The sequence below is a fragment of the Xanthomonas sp. WHRI 8932A genome (assembly GCF_035012785.1).
Lineage (GTDB): Bacteria > Pseudomonadota > Gammaproteobacteria > Xanthomonadales > Xanthomonadaceae > Xanthomonas.
Window position 1 is genome coordinate 129,354 of sequence record NZ_JAYGQQ010000010.1, and the last position, 17,404, is coordinate 146,757.

The 17,404-nt window shown below is 62.9% G+C and carries 16 protein-coding genes, 3 other RNA genes and 2 pseudogenes; 8 read left to right on the forward strand and 13 right to left on the reverse strand.

All coding sequences use genetic code 11. The features are described 5' to 3' along the window. Positions 1–95: 95 nt before the first annotated feature. A complete protein-coding gene (locus tag VC212_RS17075) occupies positions 96–728 on the reverse strand; it encodes a carboxymuconolactone decarboxylase family protein (RefSeq protein ID WP_115527777.1) in 633 nt (210 codons plus the stop codon). Positions 729–913: 185 nt separating this feature from the next. Beyond that, positions 914–991, reverse strand: a non-coding RNA gene (locus VC212_RS17080) — sX9 sRNA. 464 nt (positions 992–1,455) lie between these two features. Here VC212_RS17080 and VC212_RS17085 point away from each other — a divergent pair. The 5 genes from VC212_RS17085 (at position 1,456) to VC212_RS17105 (ending at position 5,660) form a co-directional block, all read left to right on the forward strand. Next, a complete protein-coding gene (locus VC212_RS17085; protein WP_115527778.1) occupies positions 1,456–1,872 on the forward strand; it encodes a hypothetical protein in 417 nt (138 codons plus the stop codon). Next, a complete protein-coding gene (locus tag VC212_RS17090; RefSeq protein ID WP_115527779.1) occupies positions 1,869–3,203 on the forward strand; it encodes a sorbosone dehydrogenase family protein in 1,335 nt (444 codons plus the stop codon). The genes VC212_RS17085 and VC212_RS17090 overlap by 4 nt, the downstream gene beginning before the upstream one ends. Positions 3,204–3,608: 405 nt before the next feature. Continuing rightward, positions 3,609–3,685: non-coding RNA, sX9 sRNA (locus VC212_RS17095), on the forward strand. Between the two features lie 70 nt (positions 3,686–3,755). Beyond that, positions 3,756–4,442 (forward strand): thermonuclease family protein, encoded by a 687-nt coding sequence (locus VC212_RS17100; RefSeq protein WP_115553808.1) that lies wholly within the window; start codon positions 3,756–3,758, stop codon positions 4,440–4,442. A 168-nt stretch (positions 4,443–4,610) separates the two neighbouring features. Further along, entirely contained in the window at positions 4,611–5,660 is a 1,050-nt protein-coding gene (locus VC212_RS17105; RefSeq protein WP_115553809.1) for a Gfo/Idh/MocA family oxidoreductase, read from the forward strand. 158 nt (positions 5,661–5,818) lie between these two features. On the opposite strand, the gene VC212_RS17110 is transcribed toward VC212_RS17105, so the two are convergent. From VC212_RS17110 to VC212_RS17135, 6 genes are all read right to left on the reverse strand, one after another. Continuing rightward, entirely contained in the window at positions 5,819–6,070 is a 252-nt protein-coding gene (locus VC212_RS17110) for a hypothetical protein (RefSeq protein WP_115553810.1), read from the reverse strand. Next, complete coding sequence (locus tag VC212_RS17115) at positions 6,070–7,416, reverse strand: TFIIB-type zinc ribbon-containing protein (RefSeq protein ID WP_323526449.1); 1,347 nt, start codon at positions 7,414–7,416, stop codon at positions 6,070–6,072. The genes VC212_RS17110 and VC212_RS17115 overlap by 1 nt, the downstream gene beginning before the upstream one ends. A 14-nt stretch (positions 7,417–7,430) precedes the next feature. Then, positions 7,431–8,582, reverse strand: coding sequence for an SPFH domain-containing protein (locus VC212_RS17120; RefSeq protein WP_115553812.1), 1,152 nt, complete (start codon positions 8,580–8,582; stop codon positions 7,431–7,433). A gap of 231 nt (positions 8,583–8,813) precedes the next feature. Continuing rightward, positions 8,814–9,089 (reverse strand): hypothetical protein, encoded by a 276-nt coding sequence (locus VC212_RS17125; RefSeq protein ID WP_115553813.1) that lies wholly within the window; start codon positions 9,087–9,089, stop codon positions 8,814–8,816. 170 nt (positions 9,090–9,259) lie between these two features. Continuing rightward, positions 9,260–9,685, reverse strand: a complete 426-nt coding sequence (locus VC212_RS17130) for a YqaA family protein (protein WP_115527785.1) — start codon at positions 9,683–9,685, stop codon at positions 9,260–9,262. A 200-nt stretch (positions 9,686–9,885) separates the two neighbouring features. Continuing rightward, on the reverse strand, positions 9,886–10,428 hold the full coding sequence (locus VC212_RS17135) for a TetR family transcriptional regulator (protein ID WP_115553814.1): 543 nt from the start codon (positions 10,426–10,428) through the stop codon (positions 9,886–9,888). A 146-nt stretch (positions 10,429–10,574) separates the two neighbouring features. On the opposite strand from VC212_RS17135, the gene VC212_RS17140 reads away from it, so the two are divergent. From VC212_RS17140 to VC212_RS17150, 3 genes and pseudogenes are all read left to right on the forward strand, one after another. Next, the gene (locus VC212_RS17140; protein ID WP_323526450.1) at positions 10,575–11,264 is read left to right on the forward strand and encodes a DUF1349 domain-containing protein; all 690 of its coding nucleotides are present in this window, start codon (positions 10,575–10,577) and stop codon (positions 11,262–11,264) included. Between the two features lie 208 nt (positions 11,265–11,472). Next, positions 11,473–11,549, forward strand: a non-coding RNA gene (locus tag VC212_RS17145) — sX9 sRNA. Between the two features lie 102 nt (positions 11,550–11,651). Beyond that, positions 11,652–11,900, forward strand: a pseudogene (locus VC212_RS17150) (MFS transporter); the annotation flags it as partial. Positions 11,901–12,552: 652 nt separating this feature from the next. On the opposite strand, the gene VC212_RS17155 reads toward VC212_RS17150, so the two are convergent. From VC212_RS17155 to VC212_RS17175, 5 genes and pseudogenes are all read right to left on the reverse strand, one after another. After that, positions 12,553–13,950: an alginate export family protein gene (locus VC212_RS17155; protein WP_323526452.1), complete on the reverse strand. Its 1,398-nt coding sequence runs from the start codon at positions 13,948–13,950 to the stop codon at positions 12,553–12,555. Positions 13,951–13,956: 6 nt separating this feature from the next. After that, on the reverse strand, positions 13,957–14,847 hold the full coding sequence (locus VC212_RS17160; protein ID WP_323526454.1) for a glyoxalase: 891 nt from the start codon (positions 14,845–14,847) through the stop codon (positions 13,957–13,959). A gap of 302 nt (positions 14,848–15,149) precedes the next feature. Next, positions 15,150–15,446 (reverse strand): XapX domain-containing protein, encoded by a 297-nt coding sequence (locus tag VC212_RS17165; RefSeq protein ID WP_323526455.1) that lies wholly within the window; start codon positions 15,444–15,446, stop codon positions 15,150–15,152. Positions 15,447–16,289: 843 nt separating this feature from the next. Then, positions 16,290–16,560: pseudogene (locus VC212_RS17170) on the reverse strand (IS481 family transposase); the annotation flags it as partial. 57 nt (positions 16,561–16,617) lie between these two features. Further along, entirely contained in the window at positions 16,618–17,322 is a 705-nt protein-coding gene (locus VC212_RS17175; protein WP_115553819.1) for an antibiotic biosynthesis monooxygenase, read from the reverse strand. Positions 17,323–17,404 lie beyond the last annotated feature (82 nt).

Genomic DNA, 17,404 nt, shown 5'->3' on the forward strand with positions numbered 1-17,404 from the left:
AGGTCGCTGCCGGCCACGTGGCGGCACATTGGGCGAATCTTTACGCTGCGGCTGCGGCTGCGTCGGCCAGCGGCTGCATCAGTTGGTCAGTACCCTCACTGCGTCTTGGCCAGGGCGGCCTTGGCGCGGGTGCCGGCCGCGGCACCGACCCGTTTATCCAGCACCTGCGCGAGCGCATTGAGCTGCGCGCTGCTCACACCGATGTTCATGCTGATCTTCAGATGCGACTGCAATTGCGAATCCACGCCCTCCAGCGCTGCGAGCATGCTCACCGTTGCCAGTTCGCGGCTCACCCAATCGAGGTTGTCGCGCGCAAAAATGTCGCCGAACAGGTGCGTCTTCAAGTACGCATCGATGGCCGGTGCGAAGTCGAACAGCGGTCCCGACACCGCAGCCCCCACCAATTGCGTCTGATTGGCGGTACCCAACGCAAGCAGTTCCGGCCCGGTCGGCACCGGGCCCGGCAGCGCGCCCTGCGCGTCGGTCACACCGCGCTGCTGTCGCGCCTGGACCACCTGCATCAACGCCGCAAGTGCATTGAGGCTGCGCGGGAAGCCGGCATAGGCGTAGACCTGCACCAACACTTCCTTGCATTCGTTGATGGTCAGCCCGGCATCCAGACCTGCCTCCAACGCACTCTTCAAACGGTCGATATCGCCGGTTGCCGCAAACGCGGCAATCGGGGCGATGGCTTGCTGCTGAGGCGACAGACTTTCTGAGATGGGCATACCGATGGACTCCGGGGAACGTGCTGCCGCGGGGGAGGGGGCAACGACACAAACAGCGGCCGCGCCAAGGGCGCAGACCACTACACGAGCGATCAATGGGCGCCAACGAGGCGCATTGATCGGTCTCTCAGATCCAGATCTAGGGATCGATACGGTGAAATCCAAGCGTTAACCTCCTGTTGCGCGGCAAACAACAACGTTACGCACGGCTGCCAGGCGGGTGTGGGGCGGTGCACAGAGACCGGAATGTACGAGCGGTACATGCCGATTCCGAGCACCCGCAGCCCCGTTGGGTAGTCGCCCAGTCGTGTTGTTGGTCGCTCTTGGTGAATCGATACCTGCAGGCCAGACGCACTGCGCGACCGCGACATGCACGCACCGTTGCAGGGCTCGACAGGGCAGGGCGCCAGCATGCCGTATCCGCGTGGCTGTTCCATCCATGTGCGCCGCATGCAGTTATGAGATGCACTCATCAGCGAGTGTCCGCACCACCTTGTTGCGATGAAGTCCCTGACAGAGCGAGCGCCCGCTGCATACAGACACTCGACGCATACCAATGCCATGACGATGCAATGCGGTCTTTCCGCATCGCCGAGCGCAACAGCCTGGCGCGTGCAACAGTGCGTTCGTGGCATGTAGAGGTGCGATGCGCTGAATATCGCCTTTCTCATCACACGCCAGCTGGCAGCATCGGTGCACGTTTCGCCATCGCCCCAATGAGTTCGCCATGAATGCAGCCGCCGTTTCGCCCCGTCGCTGGGCCATCCACCCGTTCCATGCAGCCGTGCTCGGCGGTGTATGGCCCTTGTTCCTTGGCGCGCTATTGAGCGACTACGCCTACTGGAGCAGCTACCAGATTCAATGGAGCAACTTCGCATCCTGGCTGTTGGTCGGGGCAATGGTGGTGACCACCATCGCGCTCGTGGCCGCCATCGTCGCGCTGGTGCGCGGCAGCCGCAACATCATCTATGTGATCGCATTGGTGGCAACCTGGATCGTGGGATTTTTCGACGCGCTGCATCACGCGCGCGATGCGTGGGCCATCATGCCGGCGGCATTGACGCTGTCGGCAATCGCCACCCTATTCGCAGTGGTCGCTACCTGGTCGGGGCTGTCGGGTCTGCGCGTGGGAGGTGCACGATGAGCCGCTATCCGCGTGTACTTGCCATTTCTGTTCTTGCTGCTGCGCTGGCCGCCTGCGGCAAGGCACCCGAGCTCGATCAGCATGGCGCCACGCCAGAGCTGCCGTCCCCGGATCGCGGGGTGCTGCCCGACATGACGATCGCCGAACCAAGTGCATGGGGCGACCGCAAGCCGACCGTCCCGGCGGGCTATCGCATTACCGCTATTGCCACCGACCTCGGCATTCCACGCCAGACGCTGGTGTTGCCGAATGGCGACATCTTGGTGGCCGAAGGACGCGGCGGTTCTGCTCCAAATCTCAAGCCCAAGGACATCATCGCCGGCCCGATCAAGGCCAAGGGCACGTCCAAGGCCAAGAGCGGCAATCGGCTGACGTTGTTGCGCGATGCCGACGGCGATGGCACCTATGAATTGAAGACGGTCTTTGCCGACAAGCTCAACGCGCCTTACGGGCTTGCGCTGATCGGCAATGCGCTCTACGTCGCCAACCAGGATGCGCTGGTACGTTTCGACTATCGCGACGGCCAGACCAAGGCCAGTGGCGCGCCGAGCAAACTGACCGATCTACCGTCGGTCATCAATCACCATTGGACCAAGGCGCTCACTGCCAGCGCAGACGGCCGTTATCTGTATGTGGCGATCGGCTCCAACAGCAACATCACCGAACGCGGCATGGCTGCAGAAGTCGATCGCGCGCAGGTCTGGCAAGTGGACGCGGCAACCGGCGCGCATAAGCCATATGCCACCGGTCTGCGCAATCCCACCGCACTGGCGATCCAGCCCGGTACCGGCGCGCTATGGGCAGTCGTCAACGAGCGCGATGAAATCGGCCCGAACCTGGTGCCCGACTATCTGACTTCGGTACGCGAAGGCGGCTTCTATGGCTGGCCCTACAGTTATTGGGGCAAAAATGTGGACGCACGTGTGATGCCGCAGGACCCGCAGAAAGTGGCCTCTGCCATCGCACCCGACTACGCGCTGGGGTCGCATGTTGCCGCCCTGGGTGTGGCGTTCTCGTCTCCGGTGCTGGGCGCGAAGTTTGCCGACGGCGTGTTTGTCGGCGAACACGGCAGCTGGAACCGCGACCCGCCAGTGGGCTACAAGGTGGTGTTCGTGCCGTTCCGCGATGGGCGCCCGGCAGGTCAGCCGATCGACTTCGTGTCCGGCTTCCATGGCGATGACGGCAAGACGCGTGGCCGCCCGGTGGGAGTCACCGTGGACCCGCGCGGTGCGTTGATCGTGGCCGACGACCTGGCCAACATCATCTGGCGCGTGACGCCAGAGGCCGCTGCAGCCGCGCCCGCAGCGGCGACTCCAGCCGCGCCACAGTAAGCAGCAACGCGAGAGCCCGCCCGGTTGCATGATGCGCCGGGCGGGCTTTCTTTTTCCGTTCTGATCACATGAGACGGCTAGTCAGCCAGATGCTTGGCAGTGCGCCCAAGTAGCGCAGGGCGGGTGCGCAGCAACGCAATGCATGCGGAAGACTGCGCACTGTGACAGCGTCGCGTCGCGACGGGTTGTGTGCATCCCAGTGCGTCGTCTACTTCAAAGGTCGTCGTGCGCAACTTGCAAAAGATAGCCATCCCCTTCGCATTCGCATACATTGCCGGCCCTGCGTCGGCACTGCCGCGCGGACGTCGGGCGTCAGGACAGCGCCGGGCAAGGCCATCCGGCCAATAGCAGCCAACCAAATGACTGGGCAGCCGCCAGGCGGGCGTGACCGGTGCTCGGTGCGGCATGTACCACGCGTACACGCTGGTTCTGAGCGCGCCGTCCACACCCGCCTGACGACTGCTCGCTACGTTTTGTTAGCCGCTTTAAGAATGCACACACGGGAAGAACGCAGGGACGACTTCTACCGATTGCCAAGGGACGTTGTTGTCGATGTTGTTCAGATGGTTGTTGGGTGTTGTGGGTGTCGCGCTCGTTTTGCCTGCCGGCGCAGCAGAGCTTGTCGGTCGGGCCGCCGTCACCGATGGCGATACCATCACCGTGGCGCACAAGCGCATCCGGTTATGGGGAATCGACGCGCCGGAAAGCGCGCAGCAGTGCAATGATCCGGACGGCCGTGCGTGGCCCTGTGGCCGGCGCTCTGCAGCGGCGCTGGATGGTTATCTGATCGACAAGACCGTGCGATGTCAGCAAAAGGATACCGACCGTTACGGACGCGTCGTTGCCGATTGTTTTGTTCAAGGGCAATCGGTCAACGGCTGGATGGTGCGCAACGGCTGGGCGGTAGCGTATCGCCAGTACGCAACTGCGTTCGTTGCCGATGAGCGCATCGCGCAGCAGCAAAAACGCAATCTCTGGCAGGGAACCTTCCAGCAGCCTGCCGAGTACCGGCGCAACAAACGCCATCACGTTACATTGCGTGCAGCAGCAACTGCACCGGCAGCTGTGCCGGGCAAGTGCGCCATCAAGGGCAATATTTCGGGCAAGGGCAGCAAGATCTTCCACATGCCTGGTCAACGCGATTATGCGCGTACCAGCATCTCGACCGAGAAGGGCGAGCGCTATTTTTGCTCGGCCCAGGAGGCGCTGAATGCCGGTTGGCGGCGCGCCGCACGTTAAGCGGAGAGGGGACTCAGTCGGCCAGGCACGGGAGGCAAGCACCTGCAGTCCGCGTACTGGCCGCGTCTGCTTTGCGCTCTTACAGCCCTGCGCCTGAGGCGCCATGCCGCGCCGATCAAAACGCGTGGTTTGCTAGCATCGTTCGCTCCACGACAACGCAGCGAGCCGATGCCGATGCTCTACATCCCCGAGCCCGATCTGTTCGTGCCTGGCCAAGGCGAGCCCTCCCTGCGCTGGGGCGTGCTCGGTCCCGGCGGAATCGCATCCGCATTCGTGCGTGCGTTGCGCAGCAATACCCATCAACGCCCGGTGGCAGTTGCCTCGCGTAGCAGCGAGCGTGCGAACGCGTTTGCGAAGACCTGGGCGATCGAACGTGCGTACGACAGCTATCAGGCGTTGGTCGATGACCCGAACGTCGACATCGTCTACATCGCCACGCCGCATAGCGAGCATCTGGAGCATGGGCTGCTGGCGCTACGCGCCGGTAAACACGTGCTGATCGAAAAGCCCATCACCACCTGCGCCGACGATGCGCACCTGCTCGTGCAGGAAGCGCGTGCACGCGGCCTGTTTTTGATGGAAGCGATGTGGAGCCGCTATCTGCCGCAGACCTCGGTGATCCGCAAACTGCTTGCTGATGGTGCGCTGGGCGATGTGCGCCAGGTGTTTGCCGACCTGAGCCAGCGTGGACCCAGCGACCCTGCACATCGGCAACGCAGTCCCGAACTTGGCGGTGGTGCGCTGCTGGATCTGGGCGTCTACGCCGTGCAGTTTTCCTCGATGATCCTCTCTGCGCCCACCGCAATCACCGCCGTCGGTGAGCTCACTGACACCGGCGTCGATGCCTTTTCCACCATCGTGCTGTCGCATCGCGCGCATGCGCAGTCCACCTTGATCAGCTCCATCGTCGCGCGCAGCAGTTCGATGGCCTACGTCACCGGCACCGAAGGCCGCATCGACCTGGTCGGCGATTTCCACAATCCCACCACGCTGCGGATTGGCAGTAACGATGACGCCAGCACGTCGGTCGAATGGACCGACCCGACCGGCATCAAGGGCTATGAAGGGCTGTCATGGCAGGCAAACGCCGCCGCACGCTATATCGGGGAAGGTCGCCGCGAGTCGCCGCTGCATCCGCTCGACGAAGTGGTGCAGATCATGGCAACGCTGGACGTGGCGCGCGCACAGCTGCACGCGGCTGCTGCAACGGCTGGCTGATACCGCTTGACGCGCCTCACCGTTGTCAGGGGAGCCGCTACATCACGGATCGCAAGCACCTCATGCCCGCGCCGCACCACAACCACACCAACACACCCGCATCGCGTCAGTCGCACTGCCTGCACGCCCAGCAACCACAGCCAGCGCGGCGGCATCGATCAATCGCCCTCGCGTCGCACCCGTGTACGGTAGGCAGACACATTGTCGCCATCGATCTGCGTTTGGAGCGTGCCGATGATGGTATCGACCTTGACGTCGGTACCGGTCACCGGCTGTGCATCGACCTTGGTTTCGCGCTCGAACGCATGCGATTGATCGGTGTTGCGGTAGTACCGATACAGCATCCAGTACAGCGCCGAGCCACCGGCCGGGCCCGCCAACAGCAGAAAAAGAACGCCATCATCGCTCATCAAACACCTGCCAGAAAAAACAGAACCGCCGCTTCGATCGCGGTGCCGGCAGTCAGCGCAGCCAGCAGCAGTTTCCATTGCTGGACCGGCACGCTGCCCATGGTTTCGCCGGTGCGGCCATTGACTGCGATGTAGTGCAGCATGCCGCCGTCGCGACCGGGCTGATGGTACGAATACAACCACACCGGCAGATACATCGACACCCAGCGCGTGCCGTGCACGTCCAACCGCTCCGATTCCCAGCGCACCCCGCGACCATAACGCCTGACCGACGGCTCGACCTGCGCACGTGCGATCGACAGCAGCTGGTCTTCCAGCCGGGGGCGTAGCTGCGCGATGTCGCGGTCGCGCTTTTCCGAGCTGAAACCGGCCAGATACGACGCATTCCAGCGCACGGCGTTCTTGGTATCGAACGGCAGGATCGCGTTGATGATGTTGTTGGTGTTGACCCGGCTATCCAGATTGCCGCGCGCCGCGGACGACTCCAGCGGCAGATCATCCACCGTGAATTCGATCTGCCGACGCACCTGGTACACGTCGGCGTCGTAGTAGGTCTGTTTGTTCTTTTCGGTGCCGCGCGTGTACTGCCGTAGCTTGATCTCGCCCATTCCCGACACGCTGGCGCTTACATTGCCGTCGACGATCATGTAAGGCAGATACACACCCACCACGTTCTCGGGCGTGAACTGCTGCTTGAACGCCTTCAATGCAAACAACCGGCGCTTGCCCACGAACTGACGGATGCGCGCTACCGCATCCTGCTTGTCGATATGGAAGGGCAGCACCGCGTCGGGAACCGCCCCGTTGGCCACCTGTTCGTTGACGCCGAACACATGCCGGCACCAATGGCAGCGCGCCGTCATGGCGCTTTGGGTGTTGATGGTGACCTCGGCCCCGCAACCGGCGCATTTGAAGCTCATCAGGCTGGCCGCCTCCGCAGCGATGTCTTGCGCACCGGAGGCGACGACCGTGCCGCGCAACGCGTCGAGGCCTTGCCCGAAGCCGAATGCCTCTTCGACCCGTACCCCTGGCCACTCGGTGCGGCAGTACTGACAGACCAGCAGGTCGGTGCCGAGCTTGGGGCGGATATCGCTGGAGCCGCAGGCCGGGCAGCGGCTGAGGCCATCCTTGAGCTCGGCAGCGGCGGTGTCGATCGCCAGCGGATCGGGAGCCAGTACTTCCTCGCGGATCTGGCCGGGCAGAGTGGCCGGGTCGAGCGACAGGCTACCCGGCAACGGCGGCACGTCCTGGGGTGAGCCTGGACCGGTAGGCGGTGCCGCATGCAATGGCGGCAGCGGAGGCGGCTGCAGTGGCGGCAGCGGCGGCGGAAAGCGGGGGTCGGACATGACGGCGAGCGCGCTTACAGACCCAACGCCCTGGCCTTTGCGGCGTCGTAATCGGCCTGCGTGATCAGGCCCAGATCCAGCATGTCCTTGGCCTTTTTCAACTTGGCCACCGGATCGTCCGCCGCAGGCGTTGCTGCTGCGACAGGCTGCTGCAACGCACCCACACCGCCTGCCAAGCCCGTGGCCATGCCCACGCCCACCAGACCTGCCGCTCCGCCGTGTTCGCCTGCCGATTGCAGACCCTGCGCAACGCTGGCCTGCAAGTTGGAGTTACCGCGCGCCCCGGCCAGCGCATCGGCGCGCTGCACGGTCTTGAGCAATTCGCGCGTGTTGGCGTCGTACTCGATCGACACGATGGTGGTCTTGACGATTGCCAGACCACGATCGGATTTCCACTGATACGCCTGCTCCACTGCATCGGACAGGCTGCGCGCAAACCCCAGCGAATCCTGCTGCAGTTTGGTGATGCGATTGCCCTTGGCCGGGTCGTTCGTATACAGGCTGAAAGCGGGCGCGAGCGAGCCGACCACTTCGTTGAACAGCTGACTGGCCGCGGCGTTATCCAGATCGGTGAAGTCGAAGATCGCGCCCGGTTGCAGATAGCGCGCCGGCACAAAATTCTTCACGAACAGGATGGGGTCGACGATCTTCAAGGTGTACGCGCCGCGCGTGATCGCGCCCACCTGCGTGCCCAGAAAGCCGTCGTCCCAATAGATTTCGGACTGTGTGCCGAAGCGGTTATCCGGCAATTCCTTCAGCGAGACAAAAAACGCTGCCTGCTGAGATCCGGGCTGACCCCCGAACTTGAAGCGCTCCCAACTCTGCCGGATCAACGGCGCCACCAGCCCGTCGCCCGCAAACAGCGATTGCGCATTGACATCGTCCGAGCGCCATTCGTAACCGCCCGGTTCGGCCACAAACCCGGTGATGGCGCCATCCTGCAACAGCAGCAATCCATAGCCTTCGGGAACCACGATCTTCGAGCCATTGCTGATGATGTTGGACGACGCGCTGGTGTTGGCGCCACGCCCGGCGTTGCTGCCGTGCGAAACCGCAGCGAACAGCGCTGCCGTCGCCGGTAGATCCGCCGGCACGGTGTAGAAATCCTTCCACTGATCGGCCAACACGCCGCTGACCGCACCTGCCACTGCCTGGATCAGACCCATGACAACATCCTGTAATTGGTAGACCCGCAGCGTACCCGCCTTGCGCACGCAACTCTATGCCGTGCGTCGGGTGCGGCGCGCCGCCGATGGCGCCTGCAGAGCGGTCTTACCCTCCATCGAAGACAGCGGGTTGCACCGCACGACTGTCTGACATGCAAAACCCCGCATCCGCGGGGCTTTGCATTCGTGCATGGCGGCGGCGTAGGGCAGTGCGCTACGCCAGCGCGGCCATCACGGCAGATCGCACTTGATCTTGCCGTCTACGTAATAGGGTTTGGGGACGTTGGGATTGGTGCTGGTTTTTTCGAACACCACCTCGAACGAGGCCATGTCCACCTTGCCCTGTCGCGACGTGCAGGCGTCCTGAAGTTTCTTCTTCACCGCGGCAATGCCGGCTTCGCGGTTGGCGCCATCGGCGCTATTGGTCAGGTTGGCCACTTCGGCCCAAGCCTGGGTGCTCAGGCCGAGCAGGCATCCGGCGAGCAGCATGCTGTGCAGCTTCTTCATACGATCTCCTTTGCAATGTCCATTGTGCAATGTCCCTGGATGCGCGGCAGATGGGTTGCAGCGCGCCGACAGCATAGGCGTGCCACGTTAAGAACCCGTGCGCGGCCACCTGCGCCACTGGCGCGCTGTGTCATGCGCGCTGCAGGTCGTGCAGGCTCCACGTCCCGGCATTACCGGGCAAGTGCCAGCGTTGCCCATGCAAGTACGCCGTAGCGCGTGACCTTGGCGATCGTCACCAATGGCAGGAAGACGCGCAACGGTTCGCGCATGACCCCGGCCGCCAGCGTCAGTGGGTCGCCAATGATCGGCATCCAACTCAGCAGCAGCGACCATTTGCCGTATCTGCCATACCAGGCCTGCGCACGCGCCAAGGCGTTTGGGGTTACAGGAAACCAGCGCCGCCCCTGGAAGCGCAGCACCTCGCGCCCGATCCACCAATTGATCAGCGAGCCCAGCACGTTGCCGACGCTCGCAGCCGCCACAAGCCCCACCACCGAACCGCCATCCAGCAACAACGCAACCAATGCCGCCTCCGACTGCGCGGGAAGCAGGGTAGCGGCAATCAACGACAGTGCGAACAGCGAGAGATAGGTCAAGGGCAGCCTGTGGTTTGATCGTCACGTTTTGAATTTCAGCGGAAGTTGGAGACCTTTGACTCACGCATGCGCTGGTGAGCGAGCGGCAGCGACATCCGCAAAACGTCGCCTCATAAACTCAGTGTGCAGCGATCAATCCGTCGCCATCCAGTGGAGGTTGCGATGCTTGTACCGCTCAATTGTGCAGCGCCCAGCATGCCTCACAGCAGGGCCAGCTGCCCCACCGCATTGCGCACGCTCTTCTTGGTCATACGCACCACGGAACGATGGATCGTCATGCCTTCGATCAGGGCATCGATCGCACTGGCAGCGGGTTTGGAAAAATGCAGTTCCAGCGCCGCGCGGCTGCGTGCCATCCATTGCTCCATGATCGCGGTCATCTCCGGGTGGCGCCGGGCAAACGCGTACAGCTCGTAGCTCAGCAGCAAGATCCGCGGCGAGGCGGTGCTGTCGGCAAAGATGATGTTCACCACAGCATCGCAGGCTTGGTCACGGTTCTTCGCAGCGCGGATCTCGGCGGCGAAGTTCTTCGAGACCTCCTGCGAGAAGCGGGTGAATGCAGCGATCAGCAGCTCATGCATGGAGCCGAAGTAGTACGTGGTCGCGCTCAACGGCACCTGTGCGTGTTCTGCAACCTTGCGGAAGGTTGTCCCCGCCACGCCATGCTCGACGACCACCTGCAAGGTGGCCTGCTCGATATGTTCTTTTCGATGTGGATCTTGCCGCCAGGTCCTGCCGCTCATCTGTCTTCATGCACGTATCGACCAGGTCGATGGTAATCCAGAGTTGACGTGCCAATTGGTACGGATGTACAAATTGACGCCACTGGCTTTACGCTGCCCGCAGAAAGGCACCGGAGAGCATTGCTTTTTCGTCACGAGGACTAGGTATGACGGGTTCGGAAAAACACCAGGTCGATGTGGGCCGCAGGGCGACGCTGGGCGGTTTGGCCGCTGGCGGCGTGGTCATCGCAACCGGTGCAGGTGCAGCGCCATCCAGCCATTGGCAGCACGGCAAATGGCTGAACGAACCCAAATCGCACCGCATCCTGAGCGGCGATGTGCTGGAGGTCGTCACCGACAAGGGCACTGACTTTTGGCGCGAAACCCATTACGGGTTCACCCGCGATAGCGGGCATTTTCTTGGCATCGCGGCGCCGGCAGCGTTTACCTGCCAGCTGCGCGTCCGCGCAAAGTTCGAGCAGCTCTACGACCAGGCCGGGCTCATGATCCGCGTCAACGAGCGGCAGTGGGTCAAGGCGGGCATCGAGCTCAGCGACGGTCGCGCGATGCTCAGCAGCGTGCTGACCGATGGTAAATCGGATTGGGCCACAGGGCCGTACGAAGCTGACCCGTCCGACTTCTGGATCCGCGCCACCGTCGACAAGGGCGTGCTGCGTCTGCAAGTCTCCAAGGACGGCACGTATTGGCCGCTGGTGCGGCTGTGCCCATTCCCGGTGGCCAGCACCTATCTGGTTGGTCCGATGACCTGCACGCCAGAGCGCGAAGGCTTGAAGGTGCACTTCTCCGACTGGAAGCTCGGCCCGGTGCTCGGCAAGGATCTGCACGATCTGTCCTGAGGGTTTAGCGCAGCCAACAAAACGGCTGCGTTCAGCGCCAGGCGGACGTGGCCTGTGTTCGGTGCTTGGTGCGGCACATGCCACGCATGCACTCCTGTTTTGAGTGCGCCGTCTAAACCGAACTGACGATTGTTCGCTCTGCTTTCCTAGATCGGCTAAAAAAGACTGCGTTTACCGCCAGGCGGTGGCGACCAGTGCTCGGAGCGGCATGTGCCACGTGTACATCCCGGTTCTGAGCGTGCCGTCCGCATCCATCTGACGACTGATCGCTGCGTTTTGTTAGCTGCTCTTAGTGACTCTTCATGCCGTCTATCGCCTGGCAGCCGGTGTCTTCGCAGTTGGATGACTGATGACGTCTCATGCTTCACACCGTGCGCAGCAGCACGCATCGGGTTGGGATGCGCCAACATCGCACCGGCGTTGTTTTCGATGGCCGGACAACAGCGCGCCATGCCCGAGGGCATGGCGATCACCGCAATGACGACACTCTGCTACGCTGGCGTCCTGGCCGGCCCCGCCTTGATCGGCTTCGCCGCCCACGGCTGGGGACTGACCGCCGCGCTGATGCTCGTGGCTGCCGCCATGTGTGCGGTCGCCATGTCTGCCCGCTGGTTGCGATTGGGTAACGCTGAGTAGGGCGGGGGAGGGCTAGGCCAACGCCTTGGTCATCAGCATCCCATGGTCACGGCAGCGATCAGCATCAATCGATTGGCTTGCATGTTGCGGTCTCCGGTTCTTGGGACATGTTGACCTCGATACGGATTTCAATGGCCGTCGCCCCTCGAGGCGGCGGCCATCGCTCAGTCGCGCCGCACCACCAAACGTCTGCGCAACCAGCAGATCGATCCCCTACACCGCGCCGCCCAGCAGCGCGGGCCAACCAGCGTTGCCTAGTCACGTCAGGTACGTTCTCACAGTGGCCGCTCAGGTGGAAGCCGGCATTGGTGCGAAGGTGGAGCATCCGCTCCGCGTGAGCAAACGTAGATTCGTTCATCAGTGCTTATGCGTGTGCTTTCCGTGTACTGATGAGTGCTCGCAGCATTCTGCTAGCCGCGATAATCCATCGACCACACATGCGGCCGGCGCGCTGCAACGTCTGCCGCACAAGGCGCGGTGCTGTCAGCATGCAGGCATTAACTGGTCAGGAGCGCTTTGCGCTCATGTACTGATGCGTCGATCAACGCAACGGTGCTTCGGTCGCATTGGCGTCTACGTTCGCAATGAATGCTCAGCAATCAGCAATCAGCAATCAGCGAGCTAAGCGGAGTCGCGGGCGATCCAGCACCAGCTACCACATGAACTTCATCTCACAGCCAAGGTAATTGCTGTCGTGACCGCCGGCGGTACGCACGGTGTCGCCGGCCTGGTAATGGACTGCTTCGATCGCGGTTTGCAGATGTGTGTTGAGCTTCCAGTCACCGCGCAGCTGCAGATAGCGGCCGGTCCAGTGACTGCCGGTGCCGGCAGTGCCGGCCAGCGGAATGTCCGGCTGCACATACACGGCGTCGGCGGTGCTTTGCCGCCATAACAGGCCGAGCGAGGCGGTAACGCTCAGCTGCGTGGTGGGCCGCAGGGTGAGCATCGGTTTGATCTGCAGCAAGTTGCTGTAGCCGGTGTAGCCGGCCAGGTTGATGTATGCGCCGTTCGGGAACAGCGGGTTGAAGGTTTCAAGCTGTCCATCGTCCGGATGTCGGTCGCCGGAGGCGGTATCGACCTGCAAACCCAGGCGCGGCGTCAACGCGCTGTCCTGCCAGGTGTAGCCGGCCTTGAGGCCGAGCGCCCAGGCTCGCGCGCGGCTGTTGCCAACCTTTCCGCGTTGCCCCATCGCCTCAAGATCCCAGTCCAATGCAGTGTGCACACCTGCAAAACGGGCATCGACAATGTCGCGTCGCTCATTGCCGGCCGCATCCAGAAAGCTAGCGTCATCCTGCCGATAGCGTGCGTAGTACAGCGACAGTTCGTCGCTGCCCAGGACGTGGCGTTCGACGCGCACGGTATCAAGGCGCAGATGTCGATTGGAGAAGTCATCGAAGCTGCGCACATCGGCGTACTGCACCGGCTGGCTGACAAACGCAATCCAGCGCCATGGGCCGATCTCGTAGTTGACCCACACCGCGTCGAAAGATTGGCGCACGTTCGGGCCATCACGCAGCGAGACGAATCGCTGCAGGTCGAAGGCAAACTCCTGCCGGCCCACGCGCAGTTTTATATCGCCATCGGCCAGTGGCGCGGTGTATGCGACGAACGCCATGCGCAGGTCGGCACGATTGGCATCGGCCGGGCCGATGCGGCGTTTATCCACTGCGCGTACGTCTTCCAGTTGGGTAAAGAGCTGCAAGTGCTCGCCAACCCGCACGTCCAGATGCGCCTGCAGGCGGTGCAACAGATAGCTGTCGCTCTCGCGGCCGATACCCAGCGCAGGCGTGTGATTGCTTTCGAAGCGTTCGCGCAGGTTGATGCCGAACGATGCGTAGCCCGCGTCGCCAAGCGGCACATATTTCAGGCGATCGAACGGGTGCGTGCGCAGCGCGGGGTCAGCAAGCGGCGACCAGTCTTCCTGCCAACGGTTCGACTTGATGGCAGGGCGTACCGGTGTGGCGGCGGTTGCATCGACCGAAGACTGCGCCCATGCATCGGCGCATGGGCACAGGACCAACATCAAGGGCAGTGTGAGGCGTAACGACATGTGCGATCAGGAGTGGAGTTCGGCGTGCAGCTCGGCGACATAGCCACCGGGGAATTCCACCATCGCCGACTGTCGACCCGACGCGGCCACCGCAGGCACCAACACTTTTGCGCCGGACGCGGTGGCGCGCGCGAGTGTTGCCGCAAGGTCGTCCACTGCGTATCCGGTAAGCTCGTGCCCGTACGGATAGGGCAGGTGGCCGTCAGTCACCAACACCTGCAGCGAACCGAAGCCGGAGCTGATGACGATACTGCGGTAAGTGACGCCAGGCCGGCCGATCAGCGTTGCGTCCGCACGGCGGTCATCGTGCAGCACCTTGCCATGCGAGAACTTCAGCCAGGCTTTAACGAACGCGTCGGCGCGGTCGGGCGAGACGTAGACGCGGTTCTCCGGAATCGTCGCCAGTGGTGCGTAATGCGGTGCGGTGTCGTGCCAGTACAGCTGCATGCTGACGCCGCCCGGCCAGGCGATCACGGCATCCATGCCGATAGGATCCTTGAACGGCGCAACCAACACCTCCGCTCCGGCAGCGCGTGCGGCGCTGATTGCCTGCTGCATGTCGGTCACCAGATAGCCGGTGCGTTCGCTGCCGAACGGGTGGGGCACCGGTGTACGAAATCCGAACAACGACACGGTGCCTGCCGGCGTCTGCACCAGTTGCGAACTGGTACTGCTAGGCGTTGGCGTGACCGTGGCGATCACCTGGCGCGTGCTTTGTCCGCCGAAGGTCGCGGCGAAACTGCGCGCAAACGCATCCACATCGGCAGGTGCCACGTAGACGTGTGTGGTGTCGTACTGCGGGCCGACCGACACCGGTGCCGTAGCATCGGCAAGGACCGGGAGGACCGCGCTCAGCATCAGCGCGGCAGACAGGCTCAGGGAAAGTAGCGGACGCATGGAAGTTCCTTCGGGAAAGAGGGCGGCGGCGGCATCTCCGGCCATGGGCTGTCGATGCCTTTGCGGTAAGAGTTGGATGCACTTGAAGCGTTCTTGCGCGCCGGTTGGACTAGACGCCGCCCGGATCGCGCTGTGTTTGTTGCAAAGTTGCTTGATCACTAGCGCGACCTGTTTTGCAGCTACGCGCATCGCCACAGAGAACAACCGATTGATCGATGCGCCGTCTTTGCAGGATTCTCGCCGGCGACGTACTCGGACTTACGCATGTGAGATGCACCAGCAGATCGCGTGGACGAGCGCGCTCACGCATCGCCTTTGTCGGTTCGCGCAGGTGGCGGTGATGGCGTAGCCGACGGTGCGCGTTTGCCTTCTGGCAGATGCCCGAACATATGTGGCTTGACCTGATGCCCGATCCACGAGGCCTCGGTCTGGCTACGCGTTGTCAGCTGGCGTACAAGTGGCGGCAGTTGCTCACCGACCAGGATGCCAAGCAAGCCGACCAATGCAATGACCGGCGGCGCTGGCGAGCGCACGTTGAGCAAGCTGTAGATCACACCGACCAGCAGACCGGCGCCAAGCGAGAGCAAATAGGGCTTCATCGTGCGACTGCCTGGTGTGGCGCACGGTCCGCGCAGGTCGGCAGTGCATGGCGTCTACGTGCCACCGCCAGCCAACGTGCCTGGCCGCACGGCGAGGGGAGTGCACTGCCGGCGAGCGCGTGGCGCTGGCCCGACACATCAGACATCGTCATGGACGCGATCTCTCTGGAGGGGGAATCGCTGGGTCATGGCGTCGAGGGACGCCAGCGATGTGGTCCATGCTGGACGCCTCGGGCCGAATCCAGAACACCGCGTCGGGGCAGGGTCCGATGACTCGTTCGGGGGATGCGTGCACACGGCACACGGCGCGCCTCCGCCATGCGTTCTGTACAGCAGGCTGGTTCAGGCGACATCAACCAGCACGGCAGATCAACATCGACGCATGGCAGGAAGTGACGCAACAGCGGCATTGTTGCTGCGAGCGAGTGGGCAAAGAATGCACGCATACCACCCACCTACGGCAGCACCATGGCACCTGGCATCTGCCCTGGATTGCTTCGGCACGCCGCGTTGGCTGCATGCGTCTTGCTGGCCGGATGTGCAGCGCCGCCATCGAAGACGACGCCACTTGCAGTAGCGACATCGAGTGCCACATCCACCGAGGAGGCGTTGATCCCCGCCTATCGCGCTCGCTTCAACCGCTCGCGTGCGGTTAGCGGTGGTCGGGGAGAACACAGGCGTGGAGATCAGCGACTTCCTGTTGCCTTTCGCGATCCGCTGCTGGCGTTCCTGACCTAACGCGGACTGCTCGCAGCATTGGGCGCTGCAGATCCGTGAGTCGTGATCGAAGCAGCCAATCACATCGCACTCGGCGATCTGGCACAAGCCAGTCATGTTGTCACCGGTCGGATGCAATGCGTAGAGACAGTCGGCCAGCGACAGTTGGGTGTGTGTGCGAAAGGCAGCGATCGCCGCCTCATACTCACTAGATAAAACGATGGGGCGTGGCCGCCTCGGACCGGTAGGTAACTCCGCAACCGCGGTCTGCTTCTTCCATTCCGCCACGGTTTTTTTGGTTGATTCCTTAACGCTTGTAGAGCGCTCTCAGGCTTTCTTGACGATGTTGTATCGCTCGACGGATTGCCTCTGTCGTGGTGGCGTTCCCGTGCAGTATCGTGCTTGCTTCCAGTCGTGGGTAAAGAGTGCACCCTCAATGTCTGGGACCAAACACCTAGTCACTCGCCGGCGGATCAAACCGTAATCCACCGCGGCTTTGCAGCGCGATGTTTTCGACCTCGACATGGCTCTTTTCCACCAGCATGTCGCCGGTCAGGCGCAGGTAGTCCTTGAAGTGCGGTGTCTGGCGATGCGAGGCATAGGCTTCGGCGTCGGCGTAGATCTCGAAGAAGATCCATTGATCCGGCCGCCCCTTGCGGGTCGCGGCATACATCGCCAGCACGCCGGGCTCGACCTGCATGGATTTGCGCATCTCCTTCGTGACGATGCGATGGAATTGGGCGAGGTCTTCGCGCTTCACCGTCACCTCGACGATGCGCGCTTCCGGCGCCTTGCCGCGCTGCAGGATCGATAGCGCAGCCGGCTGCTCCGCAAGGAACATTGGATCGATCTCGACTAGGCGCTTGTCTGTGACCAGCGACCGCGTCGATTCGAGGAAGCGCCGATAATGGGTAGTCTCGATGTGGCGCCGATAGGCTGCCTCGTCGGCATATAGTTCGAGCACGTAGGCCAGGCCGGGTGTGCTCAGGCTGGCGACCGCATGCATCGCCAGCACACCGGGCTCGTCGCGGAGCGAGGCCTGCATGTTGTCCCGGCCCGCAGCATCGAACACTTGCGCCCGCGCAGGATCGGTCTGCAACTCGAAGATGCGCACCACCGGCTGCGCGGCGGCGATCGGGGCGACCAGCATCGTTGCCATGGTCAATAGAATTCTCCAGCAGTTCACGTGAGTCCACCTTGGTTCGACGGGTGCTTACAGATTGAAACGTTCATGATGCGCC

What these genes read in the sequence shown, in the direction of transcription:
- VC212_RS17110 (WP_115553810.1), bottom strand. Translation starts at nt 6,070, where the DNA reads ATGAGCGATGATGGCGTTCTTTTTCTGCTGTTGGCGGGCCCGGCCGGT.
- VC212_RS17085 (WP_115527778.1), top strand. Translation starts at nt 1,456, where the DNA reads ATGAATGCAGCCGCCGTTTCGCCCCGTCGCTGGGCCATCCACCCGTTC.
- VC212_RS17135 (WP_115553814.1), bottom strand. Translation starts at nt 10,428, where the DNA reads ATGAGCGGCAGGACCTGGCGGCAAGATCCACATCGAAAAGAACATATC.
- VC212_RS17160 (WP_323526454.1), bottom strand. Translation starts at nt 14,847, where the DNA reads ATGCGTCCGCTACTTTCCCTGAGCCTGTCTGCCGCGCTGATGCTGAGC.
- VC212_RS17115 (WP_323526449.1), bottom strand. Translation starts at nt 7,416, where the DNA reads ATGTCCGACCCCCGCTTTCCGCCGCCGCTGCCGCCACTGCAGCCGCCT.
- VC212_RS17155 (WP_323526452.1), bottom strand. Translation starts at nt 13,950, where the DNA reads ATGTCGTTACGCCTCACACTGCCCTTGATGTTGGTCCTGTGCCCATGC.
- VC212_RS17120 (WP_115553812.1), bottom strand. Translation starts at nt 8,582, where the DNA reads ATGGGTCTGATCCAGGCAGTGGCAGGTGCGGTCAGCGGCGTGTTGGCC.
- VC212_RS17125 (WP_115553813.1), bottom strand. Translation starts at nt 9,089, where the DNA reads ATGAAGAAGCTGCACAGCATGCTGCTCGCCGGATGCCTGCTCGGCCTG.
- VC212_RS17105 (WP_115553809.1), top strand. Translation starts at nt 4,611, where the DNA reads ATGCCGATGCTCTACATCCCCGAGCCCGATCTGTTCGTGCCTGGCCAA.
- VC212_RS17175 (WP_115553819.1), bottom strand. Translation starts at nt 17,322, where the DNA reads ATGGCAACGATGCTGGTCGCCCCGATCGCCGCCGCGCAGCCGGTGGTG.
- VC212_RS17090 (WP_115527779.1), top strand. Translation starts at nt 1,869, where the DNA reads ATGAGCCGCTATCCGCGTGTACTTGCCATTTCTGTTCTTGCTGCTGCG.
- VC212_RS17140 (WP_323526450.1), top strand. Translation starts at nt 10,575, where the DNA reads ATGACGGGTTCGGAAAAACACCAGGTCGATGTGGGCCGCAGGGCGACG.
- VC212_RS17165 (WP_323526455.1), bottom strand. Translation starts at nt 15,446, where the DNA reads ATGAAGCCCTATTTGCTCTCGCTTGGCGCCGGTCTGCTGGTCGGTGTG.
- VC212_RS17100 (WP_115553808.1), top strand. Translation starts at nt 3,756, where the DNA reads ATGTTGTTCAGATGGTTGTTGGGTGTTGTGGGTGTCGCGCTCGTTTTG.
- VC212_RS17075 (WP_115527777.1), bottom strand. Translation starts at nt 728, where the DNA reads ATGCCCATCTCAGAAAGTCTGTCGCCTCAGCAGCAAGCCATCGCCCCG.